At 43.8% G+C, this 16,436-nt stretch carries 14 protein-coding genes; 2 read left to right on the forward strand and 12 right to left on the reverse strand.

Annotated features, from left to right (window positions below; translation table 11 throughout):
* Nucleotides 1-20 precede the first annotated feature (20 nt).
* Both nhaA and B0O44_RS12140 read left to right on the forward strand, forming a co-directional pair.
* Nucleotides 21-1,337 carry a Na+/H+ antiporter NhaA gene (gene nhaA / locus B0O44_RS12135; RefSeq protein ID WP_110830780.1) on the forward strand — a complete coding sequence of 439 codons (1,317 nt, stop codon included), beginning with the start codon at nucleotides 21-23 and terminating at the stop codon, nucleotides 1,335-1,337.
* A 31-nt stretch (nucleotides 1,338-1,368) separates the two neighbouring features.
* Nucleotides 1,369-2,553, forward strand: coding sequence for an aspartate aminotransferase family protein (locus tag B0O44_RS12140; RefSeq protein WP_110830783.1), 1,185 nt, complete (start codon nucleotides 1,369-1,371; stop codon nucleotides 2,551-2,553).
* Nucleotides 2,554-2,559: 6 nt separating this feature from the next.
* On the opposite strand, the gene B0O44_RS12145 is transcribed toward B0O44_RS12140, so the two are convergent.
* The 12 genes from B0O44_RS12145 to B0O44_RS12200 form a co-directional block, all read right to left on the reverse strand.
* Nucleotides 2,560-4,314 carry a HAMP domain-containing sensor histidine kinase gene (locus tag B0O44_RS12145; protein ID WP_110830786.1) on the reverse strand — a complete coding sequence of 585 codons (1,755 nt, stop codon included), beginning with the start codon at nucleotides 4,312-4,314 and terminating at the stop codon, nucleotides 2,560-2,562.
* Nucleotides 4,315-4,344: 30 nt separating this feature from the next.
* A complete protein-coding gene (locus tag B0O44_RS12150; RefSeq protein WP_110830788.1) occupies nucleotides 4,345-5,472 on the reverse strand; it encodes a sensor protein KdpD in 1,128 nt (375 codons plus the stop codon).
* 14 nt (nucleotides 5,473-5,486) lie between these two features.
* Nucleotides 5,487-6,557, reverse strand: a complete 1,071-nt coding sequence (locus B0O44_RS12155) for a porin (protein ID WP_110831927.1) — start codon at nucleotides 6,555-6,557, stop codon at nucleotides 5,487-5,489.
* Nucleotides 6,558-6,639: 82 nt separating this feature from the next.
* Nucleotides 6,640-7,206, reverse strand: a complete 567-nt coding sequence (locus B0O44_RS12160) for a K(+)-transporting ATPase subunit C (protein WP_110830791.1) — start codon at nucleotides 7,204-7,206, stop codon at nucleotides 6,640-6,642.
* A gap of 115 nt (nucleotides 7,207-7,321) precedes the next feature.
* Nucleotides 7,322-9,352, reverse strand: a complete 2,031-nt coding sequence (gene kdpB, locus B0O44_RS12165) for a potassium-transporting ATPase subunit KdpB (RefSeq protein WP_110830793.1) — start codon at nucleotides 9,350-9,352, stop codon at nucleotides 7,322-7,324.
* A 6-nt stretch (nucleotides 9,353-9,358) separates the two neighbouring features.
* Nucleotides 9,359-11,077, reverse strand: a complete 1,719-nt coding sequence (kdpA, locus tag B0O44_RS12170) for a potassium-transporting ATPase subunit KdpA (protein ID WP_110830795.1) — start codon at nucleotides 11,075-11,077, stop codon at nucleotides 9,359-9,361.
* A gap of 24 nt (nucleotides 11,078-11,101) precedes the next feature.
* Nucleotides 11,102-11,341 (reverse strand): potassium-transporting ATPase subunit F, encoded by a 240-nt coding sequence (locus B0O44_RS25205; RefSeq protein WP_245943652.1) that lies wholly within the window; start codon nucleotides 11,339-11,341, stop codon nucleotides 11,102-11,104.
* Nucleotides 11,342-11,452: 111 nt separating this feature from the next.
* Nucleotides 11,453-12,385, reverse strand: coding sequence for a bestrophin family protein (locus B0O44_RS12180; protein WP_110830798.1), 933 nt, complete (start codon nucleotides 12,383-12,385; stop codon nucleotides 11,453-11,455).
* Between the two features lie 18 nt (nucleotides 12,386-12,403).
* Complete coding sequence (locus B0O44_RS12185; RefSeq protein WP_110830801.1) at nucleotides 12,404-12,892, reverse strand: hypothetical protein; 489 nt, start codon at nucleotides 12,890-12,892, stop codon at nucleotides 12,404-12,406.
* Nucleotides 12,893-12,985: 93 nt separating this feature from the next.
* Nucleotides 12,986-14,350, reverse strand: coding sequence for a sensor histidine kinase (locus B0O44_RS12190; protein ID WP_110830804.1), 1,365 nt, complete (start codon nucleotides 14,348-14,350; stop codon nucleotides 12,986-12,988).
* A gap of 28 nt (nucleotides 14,351-14,378) precedes the next feature.
* Nucleotides 14,379-15,083 carry a response regulator transcription factor gene (locus tag B0O44_RS12195; protein WP_110830806.1) on the reverse strand — a complete coding sequence of 235 codons (705 nt, stop codon included), beginning with the start codon at nucleotides 15,081-15,083 and terminating at the stop codon, nucleotides 14,379-14,381.
* Complete coding sequence (locus tag B0O44_RS12200; RefSeq protein ID WP_110830809.1) at nucleotides 15,076-16,416, reverse strand: sigma-54-dependent transcriptional regulator; 1,341 nt, start codon at nucleotides 16,414-16,416, stop codon at nucleotides 15,076-15,078. The genes B0O44_RS12195 and B0O44_RS12200 overlap by 8 nt, the downstream gene beginning before the upstream one ends.
* Nucleotides 16,417-16,436: the final 20 nt, after the last annotated feature.

Raw genomic sequence — 16,436 nt, forward strand, 5'->3', positions numbered from 1 at the left:
ATACCGAAAATATACAGGTTATGCAGAAATCCCCGATAGACAAAATTATTGCGCCGGTTAGTAAATTCATTCACCTGGAATACACCAGCGGAATCATCCTGCTGGCCAGTGTTGTGGTGGCCATCATCTGGGCCAACTCTCCCTTTCAGGAATCCTACCACCACCTTTGGGAACTTCACCTGTCGGTGGGTTTTGACAAACATGTTTTCAATCAGCCCCTGCACATCTGGATCAATGATGGTTTAATGGCTATTTTCTTTTTTGTCATTGGACTTGAACTCAAAAGGGAATTTATGGATGGAGAACTTTCTTCTTTAAAAAAAGCTTCCCTGCCGATGATGGCAGCATTGGGCGGAATGCTTGTGCCGGCCCTGCTTTATATTTTAATCAATAAAGGCTCCCAAAGCGAGCATGGCTGGGGAATTCCAATGGCCACAGATATTGCCTTTGCACTGGCCTTATTGTCTATAGCCGGAAAACACATCCCCGCTTCGGTTAAGGTATTTTTATCTGCACTGGCCGTTGCCGATGACCTGGGCGCCGTATTGGTGATTGCCTTTTTTTACAGTGGGGAACTGAATTTTATTCCCCTGGGCGTGGCTGGTTTGTTTTTAGTGATGATGACCATCGGCAATGCCATGGGCATACGCAGTACTGCTTTTTACCTGCTGATGGGCCTGGTGGTCTGGATGGGGTTCCTGCTTTCAGGTGTCCATGCCACTATTGCCGGCGTACTGGTTGCCTTTACCATTCCGGCCTCGACCAAAATAGATGAAGTTTTTTATGCCCTGAAGCTCCGTAAACTGGCTGCTGATTTTGAAGAAGAAGTACCCAATAACAGTAAACTGACTACACCAAAACAGCATAAAACGATAGAAGAAGTTAAAAGCTTAAGTACAGCAGCAGAAACCCCGCTACAAAAAATTGAGTATGCCCTGCACCCCTGGGTAGCTTTTATCATTATGCCTCTGTTTGCCCTGGCCAATTCAGGTATGGTCATCGGCACGGACTTCTTTAGTGCCCTGCTCAATCCGGTCAGTATGGGGGTCGCCACAGGGCTTATTGTTGGCAAATTCACCGGGGTTTTACTTTTCACCTGGCTGATGGTTAAACTAAAAATTGCAAAACTGCCCCATCAGGCCAACTGGAGCCACATTACCGGAGTGGCCTTATTGGCAGGCGTGGGCTTCACCATGTCGCTTTTCATCAGCAACCTGGCTTTCAACAATGAAACCATGATTACCCAGGCCAAGTATGGCATCCTTCTGGCCTCAGTGCTGGCGGGTATTTTAGGAACCCTTGCTTTGAAAAGGACTTCAAAACCAAAACAGGCTTAGACCAACTTCATGTATTTGAATTTATTTAACAATGATCAGTAATAAACAACTTTTTCTACTCAATAACGCACAAACCTCCACCAGCCCAAATTTGCTGGAAATTGATTATGCAGAAGGAATTTACCTCTATGACCGGGATAAAAAACCTTATGTAGACCTGGTTTCCGGTTTTGCCGTCAGCAATGTCGGGCACCGGCACCCAAAGGTCGTTGAGGCCATTAAAGCGCAACTCGATAAATACATGCACCTGACCGTTTACGGAGAATATGTACAAACACCTATGGTTCTGTTTGCCCAGAAACTGGTCTCTGTGCTGCCCGGCAACCTAAACAATGTCTACTTTGTAAATTCAGGTGCAGAAGCTACAGAAGGGGCTTTAAAGCTGGCTAAAAGATATACTGGCAGGAGCGGTATTATTTCCTGCTACCACTCTTACCATGGAAGTACACATGGGGCCTTGAGTGTAATGGGAAATGAAACCTACAAACAGGCTTACCGACCGCTTCTTCCTGATGTACAGTTTATACATTTTAATGAAGAAAAGGACCTCGAATTCATTACAGAAGATACCGCTTGCGTCATTCTGGAAACCATACAGGGAGAAGCCGGAATCAGGGTGCCCAGCCAGGACTATATGATCCGTTTGCGTGAGCGTTGCAGCCAAATGGGCGCCCTGTTGATCCTGGATGAAATTCAGGCTGCTTTTGGACGTAGCGGAAAACTCTTTGCCTTTGAAAATTTCAGGATTGAGCCCGATATCCTTTTACTCGCCAAAGCCCTTGGGGGCGGCATGCCTATGGGCGCATTCATTGCCAATAAAGAAGTAATGGGCGTACTTAAAGAAAACCCCATCCTGGGCCACATCACCACTTTTGGCGGGCATCCGGTTTCCTGCAGTGCAGGCCTTGCCAGCCTGGAGGTCATTCTGGAAGAGGAACTCCTGAAAACTGTAGCGGCCAAATCGGAATTGTTCCGGACCCTGCTGGTCCACCCGCTGATCAGGGAAGTACGTGGCATGGGACTGATGCTGGGCATCCAGCTGGACAGCTTTCAGCAGGTAGAAAGCCTCAGCCGGCTTTGCCGGGAACGCGGCGTGGTCATTGACTGGTTTCTGCATTGCGAAACCGCCATGCGGATTGCCCCTCCATTGATCATCAGCGAAGAAGAAATCCGTAAAGTATGCACAATCATCCTTAAAGCACTGGATGAAATTTAAAACGCCTTAATCTGCTATAGGCAGGGAGAAACAAAACCTGCTGCCTTCGCCTATAGCACTTTCTACCCAGATCTTTCCGTGTTCTGCTTCAATAAAATCTTTGGAAATGGCCAGCCCCAAACCAGAACCCGATTTATTGTTTCCATCAGTAGGTACCTGAAAATAACGGTCAAACAAACGTTGCTGATACTTGTCTTCTATTCCTTTCCCAAAATCCTTTACTGAAAACTCCACATTTTGTCCGATCTGCAGCACCTGGATCACCACCTTGGATTTTTCCGGACTATACCTGAGGGCATTGGACAGAAAATTAATCAGCACCCAGGCGGTTTTTTCCACATCGGCATAAACAGAAGGCAAGAGGTTTTTACTCACCAGCTCCAGTTGTATGGCTTTTTGTTCTGCCTGTAATTTGACCGATTCAAGTGCGTAATCTGCAATTTTCCGGGGATCAGATTTCACAAAATTCAGTTGCAGGTTTCCGGTTTCCACCTGCGCAAGGTCCAGCAGTTCGCTTGTAATTTTCAGCAATCTGTCGCTGTCTTCACTAATGTGTTCAACCAGTTCTGTCTGTTCTTTATTCATCACACCAACCCTATCGTCCTTAAGCAATTTAAGACTCATTTTTATCGAGGAAAGAGGCGTTTTCAACTCATGGGAAACGGTGGCAATAAAATTTGTTTTGGCTTCATCGAGTTCCTTAAACTGGGTAATGTTTTTCAGGATATATACCTTACCTGCAGATTTTCCAGCAGCAAACAACACATTGTTTTCCTGGTCATCGAAATTCGGGATCACAATTTCACGGCTTTCCAGCTGAAAATAAGATTCTTTTTCATCTGCATAAATTTTCAGATGGTTATCTTTCTGACTGTTATTTAAAATACGGTTCAAGAGCTCATTTTTTCTGGCCAGTTCTGTTGCATTCTGGCCAATCACCTGTTGTGGGTTCAGGTTGATCAGTAATCCGGCCACTTTATTAAAAAACAGTACTTCCTGTTTTTCATTTAAGCCCACAATCGCATCGTCCATCTGCTCGATAATCGCCTCTATCCGGAGTTTTTCTGATTTAATTTCTGCCAGTTTACTGTTTTCCCATTGGTTTAACTGTTTGGCCATACCATTAAACGCCGCAGCAAGTTCCGAGAATTCATCATTATTGTGAAATTCCAGTCTTTGTTTGTAGTTCTTTTTACTGATTTCTCTAATCGCTTCTGTAAATTCCTGCAAAGGATTGGCCACAAAACCAGGAAAATTAACAATAAAACTAAACAGGATCAGAAAACTGATTGAAGCGGCAAAGACCAGGTAAATCGTCGCTTTGGATACTGAAGCCTGTGCCGCATCATTTTTACGGACAATGGCCTGCATATTGACCTCTTCTATAGTGCGAAGCTGCGCCCTGATGGTCCTTTGGGCAGCCGATTGCTGTGCTATAGTACTTCCAGGGCCGGTCATTTGCTGGTAGGCTGCATTTAATGCGGTGACCGCTTCTCCTTCCCCCTTTTCCGTTACATTTTTCTGTTCAAGGTCCAGCTGTTTTGCAAAAGCCGTTTTGACCTCTTGCGTCAACGGCAGGTCATGCTCATCAAGCAGGGTGCGCATGGCCCCCGTGTATTTAAGGGTTTTGTAATTGTCTTTAAGGATCACTTTTGCACTGCCAGAAATTTCATTCAGGTAAAACAGCGAAACAGCTCCAAAGAAGAGTACCACCACGAACAGGAATCCGAATCCGAGACGGAGTTTGGTTTTAATCTTCATTTTATTTATAAATTAATAGAGGGTTTAAAATTAGCTTAATATCACCAGATCGGTATCCCTTGCAGCAATACTTCGCAAAAGTTTACCAAAAATTGCCGTTCGCATAATGACCTGAAAAAGGTTCAAATGCGGTTTTCCGATGCAAATTGTTGTAATTTCCTTTTCTTCGGCAATTTTAATAATCGTTTGCGTGACATCCTCACTTTTAATTTTCAACACTTCCGCACCAAGTTCAGTAGCCAGTTTAAAATTATTGATCAGGTGCCGTTGTTTATCCAGTTTGATCCGGTCTCCACTTTCCGAACTGCTTTGCACATACAGCACAATCCATGGCGAACGGTAATATGAAGCCAGCCTGGCTGTTTTGCGGATTACCACTTTGGCGGTATCCGCGTTCGAAGAAATACAGGCCAAAAAACGCTCAGAACGAAGTTTAATTTGTTTTGGGACCTCTACACTGATTTTTCTTTCCACCTGGTGCGCCACTTCTTTCAAGGCAAGTTCCCGGAGCTGCAAAATACGTTCGGGTTGAAAAAAATTCCCCAGGGCCGTTTCTATTTTACTTTTATCATAAATTTTCCCCTCCTTTAGGCGGGTCACCAGTTCATCGGCAGTGAGGTCAATATTGACAATCTCATCTGCGATTTCCAGTATTTTATCCGGTATCCTTTCAGTAACAGAAACACCGGTAATGTGTTCAATTTCTTCATTGATACTCTCCAGATGTTGGATATTCACGGCCGAAATGACATTTACCCCTGCATCCAGAAGGTCAAAAACATCCTGCCAGCGTTTCGCATTTTTACTGCCTTCGGCATTGGTATGTGCCAGTTCGTCCACCACCACCACATCAGGATGAATGTTCAATATACTTTGAAGGTCCATCTCTTCAAGCTCTTTTCCCCGGTAGAATATTCTTCTGCGGGGAATAACAGGTAATCCTTCGAGCAAAGCATGGGTTTCCGCACGATTATGGGTTTCGATGTATCCAATTTGCACATTTACCCCGCTTCGGAGCAGCGCATGTGCCTCCTGGAGCATACGATAAGTTTTACCTACACCGGCACTCATGCCGATGTAGATTTTTAATTTTCCAGTCCTCGACTTTTTGATCAGATCAAGGAACTTACGTACGGAAGCATCTTTGTTGTCGTCCATTTTATTTTTTTCCGCTAAAATGATACCGCAATACTGGCGGTGACCAAAGCACTATAATTTACAGGATTTTTATCTCTTATAAAAATTTTATCCTTACTGTTATACAACTTTCCTTCCAGTCTGACCACTGCATTAGACACTGGTGAATAGTCAAGGTTTAGTGAATAACCAGTTGTTTTAAAACCATTGGGTGTACTTACCGGAATAAAGATCCCGTCTTTATCTTTGTAATATTCTGCCCTTGCGGCAACTGCCCATTGCGGGTTAAATTTATACTGGGCAATAGCCACAGGAGAAATGACCTGACTGCGCTCCGAGCTGCCTTTTGTTTTTTGCTGGGTGCCATAGTCCAGACCAAGCGTTACCCCAAAATGATCATTTACCTGGTAAATTCCGTACAGGTTGTGATAGAACCTGGTTACAGCCACAGAATCGGCCCCTTCTTTACCCAGATAATTGCTGTAGTTAACGGTAATTTTTTCTACCGGTTTCCAGGTCAACTGAACTCCGCCTGCCGGCTTGTTGTTGTTGTTTTGTCGGCTGATCCTTTGCCAGCCGTTCAGGTACAACAGTACCGCTGTAAATTTACCATCTGGTGTACCATAGGTTAATTTTGCACCAGATTCAAAATAAGGTGTATTTTCTGAAGAAATGTTCCTGGTCAGCACCCAGCAATCTTTAGAAATGGCGCTCTCAAAACCAATGTGCGAAGAAAAGATACCCGCATCCAGCCATAAGTTTTGAGATTTAGACAATTTAATCCCTGCATTGGCTTCATAAATGTTTTTCAACACGCCTGGTTCGGCCGCTAAATTGGCATTGGCATAAGTTCCTGCCATGACCGCTACATTGGCCCTGATGTTTCCACTATCGTAATTGGCTTTAATAAAGGCCAGGTTTAAGTTCACTTCATTATGTCTGTTGTGCGAATAAATAAATCCTGGCCTGTTGTGATCTGCCGGTTTGTTAAAATCATAACCATAATAGGCTTCTACATAACCTGAAACCTTAATTTTAGGTTGTTCCTGGGCAAATAGGTTCCCTGTCGCAGCAAATGCTGCAATAATCAATATGAATTTTTTCATGTATTTTTTTTCTGAAGAGATCCTGTGAAAAGCCACCCCCTGGTTGGCAAACGCATAACAGGGTGGCTTTCCCGGATATTTTTTATTTCTTTAAATCATCTAAGGCAATGTTCAGTTCCAGCACATTTACGGTCGAAGGGCCGAAAAGACCGAATAAGGGTTTTGCTGTATTCTTTTCTACCAGTGCAGCCACTGTTTTTTCATCCAGTTGACGATAAGTCGCAATTCTTTTGATCTGGATCGCTGCGGCCTGAGGAGAAATGTTTGGATCCAGCCCGCTACCTGAAGCGGTCACCATATCTGCCGGTATCTCTGATTTCTGAAGATAAGGATGGTATTTCATTAAGGTGTCTATACGGTTCTGTACTTCCTTCTGGTAATCCGGATTGGAAGCAGCCTTGTTGGAACCTCCTGAACCGGCTGCATTATAACCTACAGCAGATGGACGTCCCCAGAAATATTGGGGTTTGGTAAAGGATTGTCCGAGCAAAGCATAACCAACCACCTGGCCATTGCGGATGATCTTTTCACCTCCGCCTTTACCTTTGGAAAAACCACCGGCAAAAGCAACAAATAATGGATAGGCTACACACAACAGGACCAGCAGGACCAGGGTGAGACGTATGGATTGTAATAAGTACTTTTTCATCAGTGTACAATTTGTTTTTTAATGGTTATGAAGCGATCATGGGTTTTATTCATTGCATTTTGTGCGTGTAAACTCATGATGGTTTCATTACAGTATATATTTTTTTAAAAGAGCGTTATACAAACAGGCCTACGGCCAGGTCAATCAGTTTAATTCCTATAAAAGGTGCAACAACACCACCAAGGCCGTAGATAAAGAGGTTTCTTCTCAGCAATGCACTGGCACCGATCGGTTTATAAGCCACCCCTCTCAAAGCCAGGGGAATCAGGATTGGAATAATGATCGCATTAAAGATCACTGCCGATAAGATGGCACTTTCCGGACTGTGCAGCCCCATAATATTGAGGCTCTGCAGGGCTGGGATAGAAGCAATAAACAAGGCCGGAACAATAGCAAAATATTTGGCCACGTCATTGGCAATAGAAAAAGTGGTCAAGGTACCCCTGGTGATCAGCAATTGTTTACCGATCTCTACAATTTCGATCAGTTTGGTTGGATCGTTATCCAGGTCTACCATGTTACCCGCTTCTTTAGCGGCCTGTGTACCACTGTTCATTGCCACACCGACATCTGCCTGTGCCAGGGCCGGAGCGTCATTGGTCCCATCCCCCATCATGGCCACCAGTTTGCCCTGAACCTGCTCTTCTTTAATGTAATTCATTTTATCCTCGGGTTTGGCCTCTGCAATAAAATCATCTACACCAGCTTTATCTGCAATATATTTGGCTGTCAAAGGGTTATCACCAGTCACCATTACCGTTTTTACCCCCATTTTACGAAGACGTTCAAAACGTTCGCTGATGCCTGGTTTAATGATGTCCTGCAATTCGATTACGCCCAGGGCTTTTTCGTTTTCGGCAACGACCAGTGGCGTACCACCGTTGGAAGCAATCGCTTTAACTTCTTCTTCTATATCCAATGGAAAAGGGTTGCCCGCTTTTTGTACAATGTTCCGGATGGAATCAAAAGCACCTTTACGGATCCTGCGTCCATCAGGTGTATCAATACCACTCGACCGGGTTTCCGCAGTAAACTTTATAAAAACCGAATCCTCAGGGGCTTTATTGGTGTGCGGCCGGCCTTGTGTACCCGCCAGTTCAATAATCGATTTTCCTTCTGGGGTTTCATCGGCCAGAGAACTCAATACGCAGGCATCTACAAAAGTATTCGGGCTCAATCCCGCTGTCGGATGAAAATTGGTTGCCTTACGGTTACCAATGGTAATTGTTCCGGTTTTATCCAGCAGCAGCACATCGATATCACCAGCAGTTTCTACCGCTTTACCCGATTTGGTAATCACATTGGCCCTTAAAGCCCGGTCCATTCCGGCAATACCAATAGCAGACAGCAAACCACCTATAGTGGTCGGGATCAGACAGACAAAAAGAGAAATCAACGCTGCAATTGTTATGGTGGTATTTGCATAATCCGCAAATGGTTTTAGCGTCACACAAACAATAATGAACACCAGGGTAAAACTGGCCAACAAGATGGTCAGGGCAATTTCATTTGGTGTTTTTTGACGGGAAGCACCTTCCACCAAAGCAATCATTTTATCCAGAAAGCTTTCTCCTGGCTCTGTACTGACCCTTACTTTAATTTCATCGGATAAGACTTTGGTACCGCCGGTTACAGAAGATTTATCACCTCCGGATTCCCTGATCACCGGAGCAGATTCTCCGGTAATGGCCGATTCATCAATGGTGGCAATCCCTTCGATAATTTCTCCGTCGGTTGGGATCGTATCGCCTGCTTCACAGAAAAACACATCCCCTTTTCTCAGTTGGCTGGAAGAACGCATTTCTGTTTTTCCATTGGCCAGCAGCAATTTGGCAGGTGTTTCTTCACGGGTTTTCCTCAGGCTGTCGGCCTGCGCTTTACCCCTTGCCTCAGCAATTGCTTCTGCAAAATTGGCAAACAAAACAGTTAGCAACAGGACCAGAAAAATGATAAAGTTATATACAGGTGAGCCCTGGCCACTGTGGTTCATAGAGTATACAGTCACATAAGCCATTACCGCAGTACCAATCTCTACAGTGAACATCACTGGGTTTCGTACCATCACCCTTGGATCAAGCTTGATAAAAGATTGTTTCAATGCAGTTTGCACTAAAGCAGGTTCAAATAATTTATTGGAAGTTTTCATTATATTCTATTTAAAAAGCGTAAAGTATTCTGCCAGAGGGCCAAGGGCCAGAGCAGGGAAATAAGAAAGCGCATTCAACACCAGGATCACAGCAAAAGTCATCAGACTGAAGGTCATGGTATCTGTTTTTAAAGTACCAGCAGATTCCGGGATGAATTTTTTAGCGCCCAGTAAACCTGCAATCGCAACCGGTCCGATAATAGGTAGGAAACGTCCAAGAAGCAATACAAAACCGGTAGAAACATTCCAGAAAACATTATTGTCACCAAGGCCTTCAAAACCAGAGCCGTTATTGGCATTGGAAGAAGTCATTTCATAGAGCATTTCAGAAAAGCCGTGGAAACCAGGATTGTTTAACCAGGTTTTAGGCTGTACTGCCCAGGCGGCCCCGCTATGATTGGTAAAAACATATGCGGCAATTGCAGTGCCTGCCAGGATCAGAAAAGGGCTAAGCAGGGTAATCAGGGCTGCAATTTTTACTTCCCTGGCCTCAACTTTATGTCCCAGAAATTCTGGCGTACGTCCAACCATTAAACCCGATATGAATACTGCAATAATGAGGTATATAAAATAATTGAGTACACCAACACCGCATCCTCCGTAAAAAGAGTTGATCATCATGCCCAGTAATTGCCATAAACCAGTTAAAGGCATTCCACTGTCGTGCATACTGTTCACAGATCCGGTTGAAATGATGGTGGTCACCGTGCTCCAATAGGCAGAAGCTGTTGGTCCAAAGCGCACTTCCTTACCTTCCATTGCCCCTGTTGTTTGGCTGACCCCCATTTTTGCAATGGCCGGATTGCCACCCAGTTCACTGCTCAGCGTAGGCAGCAGCAACAGGAACATCCCTATGGTCATAACCCCAAAAATCATCCAGGCCAGTTTTTTACGACGGATAAAATAACCAAAGGCGATGACCATTGCGATAGGGATAATGACTTGTGAGATCATCTCTACCATATTACTCAGGTAGCTCGGGTTTTCAAGCGGGTGTGCAGAGTTTGCACCAAACCATCCACCACCGTTTGTTCCTAAATGTTTAATGGCAATAAATCCAGCAGCCGGTCCTCTGGACACATGCACGGTATCGCCCTGAAGGGATATAAACTGATCTTTTCCTTCATAGCTGGTTGGCGTGCCATTAAAAGCCAATACAACCGCAACCAGAACAGAAAGGGGCAGTAATAACCTGGTAATGGATTTCACAAAAAAGTCCCAGAAGTTGCCAAGGGCAGTAGTGGTTTTATCGCGGAAAGCTTTAAAAAACACCACTGCGGCTGCAATACCCGTTGCGGCACTTACAAACTGCAGAAACATCAGCACAAAATGCTGGGTAAGATAACTTACGCCACTTTCTCCTGAATAATGTTGCAGGTTACAGTTGACTACAAAACTGATAATTGTATTAAAAGCAAGGTCCGGTGTCATTCCGGGATTACCATCGGGGTTAAGTGGCAATTTATCTTGTTGTAACAGAACAAAGAAACCATAGACCAGCCAGACCAGGTTAATGGTCAATAAGGCTTTCATATGTTGTTTCCAGTTCATTTGCTCCTTGGAGTTGATGCCGGAAAGTTTAAAAATCCCGTTCTCCAAAGGTTTTAAAAAGTCTGTCCAGACTTTTTCTCCGGCAAATACTTTCGAGAGGTAAATGCCAAGAGGAATAGCTAAAATTACCGTAAGCAGGTAAGTGGCTATTATTCCGAGTAATTCTGTGTTCATTTTATTGGTGTTTGAAAAGCGCTTTTAAAATTTTTCGGGTTTGATGAGCACGTAAACCATGTACAGGAATACGGCAACTGCGATGATAAATAATGCGATCATGTCTTTTAGATTTTTTCGAACCAGTCGATGGATTTGTAAAATACCCAGCAGAAAATCAGCAGGGTGAGGAATAGAATAATTGTGATCATAATGGTATATTTTTAAAAGCCTAAGGCCAATCTGCGTACCAAGGTCAGACACATCATCACAAACAACTGACAAACAGTAATTTAAACAAAAAAATTTATTTTACAGCAAATTCCAAACAAAAAAACCCTTTCAAAATGAAAGGGTTTTTACCATTATGAAAATGGTGGGTGGTTTAACGGGACACTACAGGATGTAAAACATCTTGCTCTTTTCGTAGGAAGAGGCGGCATAAGATTTCTCCTCCTGTTTGAAACCTTCTTTAAGCATTTGCTTCAAATCACGCTCTATGGTTTGGGAAATGGTACTTGTTGGTGTATCGGTCGGCTTATTTTCAAAAGGGTCCTGCAAATGAATAGACATTTTTTCGATCAGAAAAAAGGAAGAAGCAATTGCAATCACCAACGGAACTTCCACTACCCCAAAAAACTCGATCAATCCAAAAGGCAACAGTAAAATGAAAAGGATCACAGAAAAATGAATGTACACACTGTAGGTTGCCGGGAAAATGGTATTCTTAATCCGCTCACATCCGCCCATCTGATTAGAAAAACGGGTCAGTGTTCTGTCTATTTCTATTTGCTGAAATTCGTTGATCCAACCCAGTTTAAAGGCATTTCTCAGGTCTGCGCCCTGCAACTCCAACAAAGCCATAGGCACGTTGTTGTAACGGCTTACCGTTTCCAGGTCTTCTGCCGAAATTAGCCTTTTTAACCCCTGCAGAGGGTCCTGTTTTCTCAAATGCCTGCTCAGACTGTAACACCAGGCAATTTGTCTTTTGGCCATCCTTTCGCAAAAAATCTTTCCTTCATCAGATTCATAAGTCGTATCTACAAAGGTGAGCAGCTGACGGGTAAGGGTCCGGCTGTCGTTTACAATACCGCCCCAGATGGTCCTTGCCTCCCACCAGCGGTCATAAGCCTGGTTGGATTTAAAAGCCAGGAGCAGGGAAATGACTGTTCCCAGGATTGTGGGTACAGCGATTGGGATGGAAATTCTGGTAAAATGAAGGTTTTTGTACAATACCGCAATCAATACGGCATAAATGGTTACAAAAACAATCTCTTTCCAGATCTTTCCAAAAATATAGCTAGCCGGAATATTCTCTTTTAATAACATTTTGTAAATTTTTAAAATTTAAACTTCTGCCAGTGCTGCTTCGCGTTTTGCAGAAAGCACTGGTTCTTTTTTTAACTGGATGATTTTTTTCCTAAGTCTGACCACAGGTAAACCGCTTTTCAGGACAAGGACCGTCGGGTCAATGCTGTATTTATGAATTTTTTCCATAAAACGGCTTTCTGGTTCAAAAACGGCACTCACTTCATTGGCATCCAAAAAATTCCGGAACATGCTCAATGTACTGCCATAGAGAAATTCTACCCTGATGCCCTCAATTTGCGGATACTGTGCCTTCAGCTGACTGCAACCTTTATAAAAGTCATCGCCAACCATTTCAAATTCCCTGCTGCGTCTGGACAACAGCAGCAGTTCTGAAATAGAATCTGATAATTTGAACATATGGATAAAAATCACATTCAGTTTTTCATTCTGAAACTGTTCGCATAAGTCGGGTATACAATCGAGGGCGGAAATATTAAAGTTCGAGGGAATTAAAATTGTTTGCATAAATAAAGTATTAATGGTTAAACCTTAATGTTTTTTTTATTTATACAATAGTAGCCCCCACTTATTAGAAGCTATTAAGAGAGTTATTAGAATTTAATTAGAATTCACCGGAAGCAGGATCTGGATCTCTGTTCCAACCTGCACTTCTGATCTGATCCCCAGGGAGCCCTTATGCAGGCGGATAATGTTCAGGGTAAGGGGAAGGCCAATTCCATAACCTTCAAAATCACCGACATTGGAAGCCCTGAAAAAAGGTTCAAAAATATGCTGCTGTTCTTCTTCCGGTATACCGATCCCCTTATCGGAAACAGTGATGATAATTTTATTGTTGCCCGAGGTGATTTTAATTCCTACCGGCCGGTTACTGGAATATTTGCAGGCATTCAATACGATATTACTAATGGCCAGCTGGAGCAGGTTTACATTCCCGCTGGTATAAAGCATGTTTTCATCCTCCGGTAAACGTGAAAAATCCAGGTCCAGGACACTTTCCGCATCAATTTTCCTAACCGCATCCACCACATTTAAAACCAGTTCATCTACCCTGATGCGTTCCCAGTCCTGCCGCTTTCCGTCAAAACCCGTCTGGGCCAGCCCCAACAGGCTGGACAGGATATGCCCCAGTTTTTCGGCCTGTCTTAAAATGGTTTTTGCTGAATTTTCCTGTTTTTGGGACAAGGGACCTGAAGACAGCAACAGTTCTGTTTCTGCAGAAATAATGGTTAAAGGGGTACGCAGCTCATGTGAAGCGTTGCTGACAAAGTTATTCTGGGTCTCAAAAGCCGTTTCCAGACGGGTGAGCATATTGTTAAAAGTCAGCACCAGTTCGGCAATCTCATCCTGCCCGGTGACTTCATTCAACCTGGAATGTAAATTGGTTGCCGATATGTTTTGAACACTTTTAATAATATGCCGGACGGGCTTTACCGTATAATAAGAAAAGATCTTTCCTGAAAAATAGGAAAGCACGATGGACACAATAAAGATGATGATCAGAATTTTCTTTAAGCCCTCCAGTTCTTTAAAACCATAGGGATCTTCTGCTGCAACAATCACCATATACTTTCCTCCCTTGGTTTCAAAAAAGACCCCCACATAAAAACGGTTCTTTTCACTATACCTGGCCCTTCCTTTGGTGATCACTGTTGCGTAAAAATTATCGGGAATGTTTAGGGGCTTTTTAAATGTCCGTTCCTTTCCACTATCAATTTTAACAATATAATCGTGTTCATTTTCCAATTTTTCCAGGTAGCGGGTCCTCACTTCCTGGTAAGCTGCAGAGTGCTCATCGGGATGGATATTGATTTCAGCAGCCAGGTTTACCCTTGCCTCCAGCCTTTTGTAAAAGTCCTCAAAACTAAACTCCGAAACAAAATAAAAAATGGCCGCATTCAGCAGGGCCAGTCCAGCGGTGGCAATGATAAAAAAGAATAAGGTGATTTTGTTCTGTAACCTCATAGGCTATCGCATCTGCTGAATTTTTGTTTTAATTTTCCTCCGGCCCTTCCTTAAAAATATAACCCATTCCAAAAACAGTATGGATCAGTTTTCCAGGATGGGCATGGTCTACCTTTTTCCGAAGATAATTGACGTACACATCCACCACATTGGTGCCCATGTTAAAGTCAATATCCCAAACCTTTTCCAGAATCTGGATCCGGGACAGGACTTTATTCTGATTGAGCATAAAATATTCCAGTAAACGATATTCAGTGGCTGTCAGTTGCAAATTGCTATGTTTAATGGTGGCGGTTTTGGCCAGCAGGTCGAGTTCCAGTTCTCCCGCCCTCAGCGTATTTTTTGGTTCGGCCCCTGCCCTGCTCCTGCGCAGCAAAGTTCTGATCCTGGCTTCCAGTTCCGCAAATTTAAATGGTTTGACCAGGTAATCATCTGCGCCGCTGTCCAGGCCTGTCACCACATTTTCTGTACTGGACAGGGCCGTTAGCATCAGAATAGCCAGATCATCATTGACCTTTCTGATTTCCCGGCAAAGCTGTATACCGTTCATTCCCGGCAGCATCACATCCAGGATCAGCAAGTCAAACTGGTGCTTTAAGGCCATTTCCAAACCTGTCGTCCCATCGGCGGCGGCACTGACCTCCATCCCGGCATCGCTAAGGCCCCTTACAATCACCGAAGACAGTGCAGGTTCATCCTCCACCAATAAAATTTTTATTTCTTTTTTATACATCCGTGATTTTGTATTCCTCCATTTTCCGGTACAAAGTAGTCAGGCCAATTCCCAGCAAACGGGAGGTTTCTGTTTTATTTCCCCTGGTATATTTAAGTACTTTAATGATATGGTGTTTTTCAATCGCCCTGATGGACATCGAATCATCCTGCCTGCTCGCATGCAAATGAAACTCATGTGGCAGCAGGTCCTCTGTCAGCACCTGAGCGTCAGCAAGAATCACCACGCGTTCCATTACATTTTTCAATTCCCGGATATTTCCTTTCCAGTTGTGTTGCTGCAGTAAATGAACAAAGCTTTCTTCCATCGTAAAAGCAGGCCGGTTCACTTTGGCCGCAAATTCTTTTAAATAATGCCTGGCTATTAAAGGAATATCTCCTTTTCTTTGGGACAAAGGCGGCAATTCTATAGAAAATACCGAAAGCCGGTAGTAAAGGTCCAAACGAAATTTGCCTGCCTCGGCTTCCTCTTTTAAGTCCCTGTTGGTGGCCGCAATGATCCTTACATTTACTTTTTTTGTCTGGGTATCCCCCACTTTAATAAAGGTCTGGTTCTCCAGTACGCGAAGCAGTTTGGCCTGCAGGTCCAGGTTCATCTCTCCAATTTCATCCAGAAACAAAGTACCCTCACTTGCTTCTTCCAGCAAACCTCTTTTATCTTTCAATGCACCTGTAAAAGCACCTTCTTTATAGCCAAACAATTCACTTTCCAGCAGTTCCGGGTTAAAACCACTGCAATTTAAAGCCACAAAAGGTTTCAGGCTTCTGGGGCTTTCATAATGGATCGCCTGTGCAAAAACCTCTTTACCAGTGCCTGTTTCCCCCAAAAGTAATACCGTTGTATCTGTTGCCGCGACTTTACGGGCCAGTTCCAGGGCTTCTTTAATCGCTTTGGACTGGCCCAATATGGCGTCAAAATTGTATTGTCTGGCCACCTTGTTTTCCAGTTCGTACACCCGCAGTTGCAGGTTGGCTTTGTCCATGGCTTTGTAAACCAGCGGAATGATCTTATCATTGTCATCACCCTTGGTAATGTAATCAAAAGCCCCGTTCCGCATGGCCATCACCCCATCCTGAATGGTCCCAAAAGCCGTCAGGTTAATCACTTCGGCATAAGGTTTTAATTTTTTGATCTGTTTCACCAGCTCTACCCCATTCACATCCGGCAGTTTTACATCGCTGATGACTACCCCAATCTCATTGGCCGCCAGCAGCTTTAATCCTTCTTTCCCTGTATTCGCCTGAAAAACTTTAAAGCCTTCCAGCTCGATGATCCGGGCCAGCAGACTGCAAATCTTCTTTTCATCATCTATAATCAGGACGGTATGCTGCATAACTGTTAATTTAGACAATA

Source organism: Pedobacter nutrimenti (assembly GCF_003208655.1).
Taxonomy (GTDB): domain Bacteria; phylum Bacteroidota; class Bacteroidia; order Sphingobacteriales; family Sphingobacteriaceae; genus Pedobacter; species Pedobacter nutrimenti.

Coding starts and splice junctions, on each gene's coding strand:
- kdpA (WP_110830795.1), bottom strand. CDS start 11,077: ATGAACACAGAATTACTCGGAATAATAGCCACTTACCTGCTTACGGTA.
- B0O44_RS12190 (WP_110830804.1), bottom strand. CDS start 14,350: ATGAGGTTACAGAACAAAATCACCTTATTCTTTTTTATCATTGCCACC.
- B0O44_RS12160 (WP_110830791.1), bottom strand. CDS start 7,206: ATGAAAAAGTACTTATTACAATCCATACGTCTCACCCTGGTCCTGCTG.
- B0O44_RS12150 (WP_110830788.1), bottom strand. CDS start 5,472: ATGGACGACAACAAAGATGCTTCCGTACGTAAGTTCCTTGATCTGATC.
- B0O44_RS12200 (WP_110830809.1), bottom strand. CDS start 16,416: ATGCAGCATACCGTCCTGATTATAGATGATGAAAAGAAGATTTGCAGT.
- kdpB (WP_110830793.1), bottom strand. CDS start 9,352: ATGAAAACTTCCAATAAATTATTTGAACCTGCTTTAGTGCAAACTGCA.
- B0O44_RS12185 (WP_110830801.1), bottom strand. CDS start 12,892: ATGCAAACAATTTTAATTCCCTCGAACTTTAATATTTCCGCCCTCGAT.
- nhaA (WP_110830780.1), top strand. CDS start 21: ATGCAGAAATCCCCGATAGACAAAATTATTGCGCCGGTTAGTAAATTC.
- B0O44_RS12195 (WP_110830806.1), bottom strand. CDS start 15,083: ATGTATAAAAAAGAAATAAAAATTTTATTGGTGGAGGATGAACCTGCA.
- B0O44_RS12140 (WP_110830783.1), top strand. CDS start 1,369: ATGATCAGTAATAAACAACTTTTTCTACTCAATAACGCACAAACCTCC.
- B0O44_RS12145 (WP_110830786.1), bottom strand. CDS start 4,314: ATGAAGATTAAAACCAAACTCCGTCTCGGATTCGGATTCCTGTTCGTG.
- B0O44_RS12180 (WP_110830798.1), bottom strand. CDS start 12,385: ATGTTATTAAAAGAGAATATTCCGGCTAGCTATATTTTTGGAAAGATC.
- B0O44_RS12155 (WP_110831927.1), bottom strand. CDS start 6,557: ATGAAAAAATTCATATTGATTATTGCAGCATTTGCTGCGACAGGGAAC.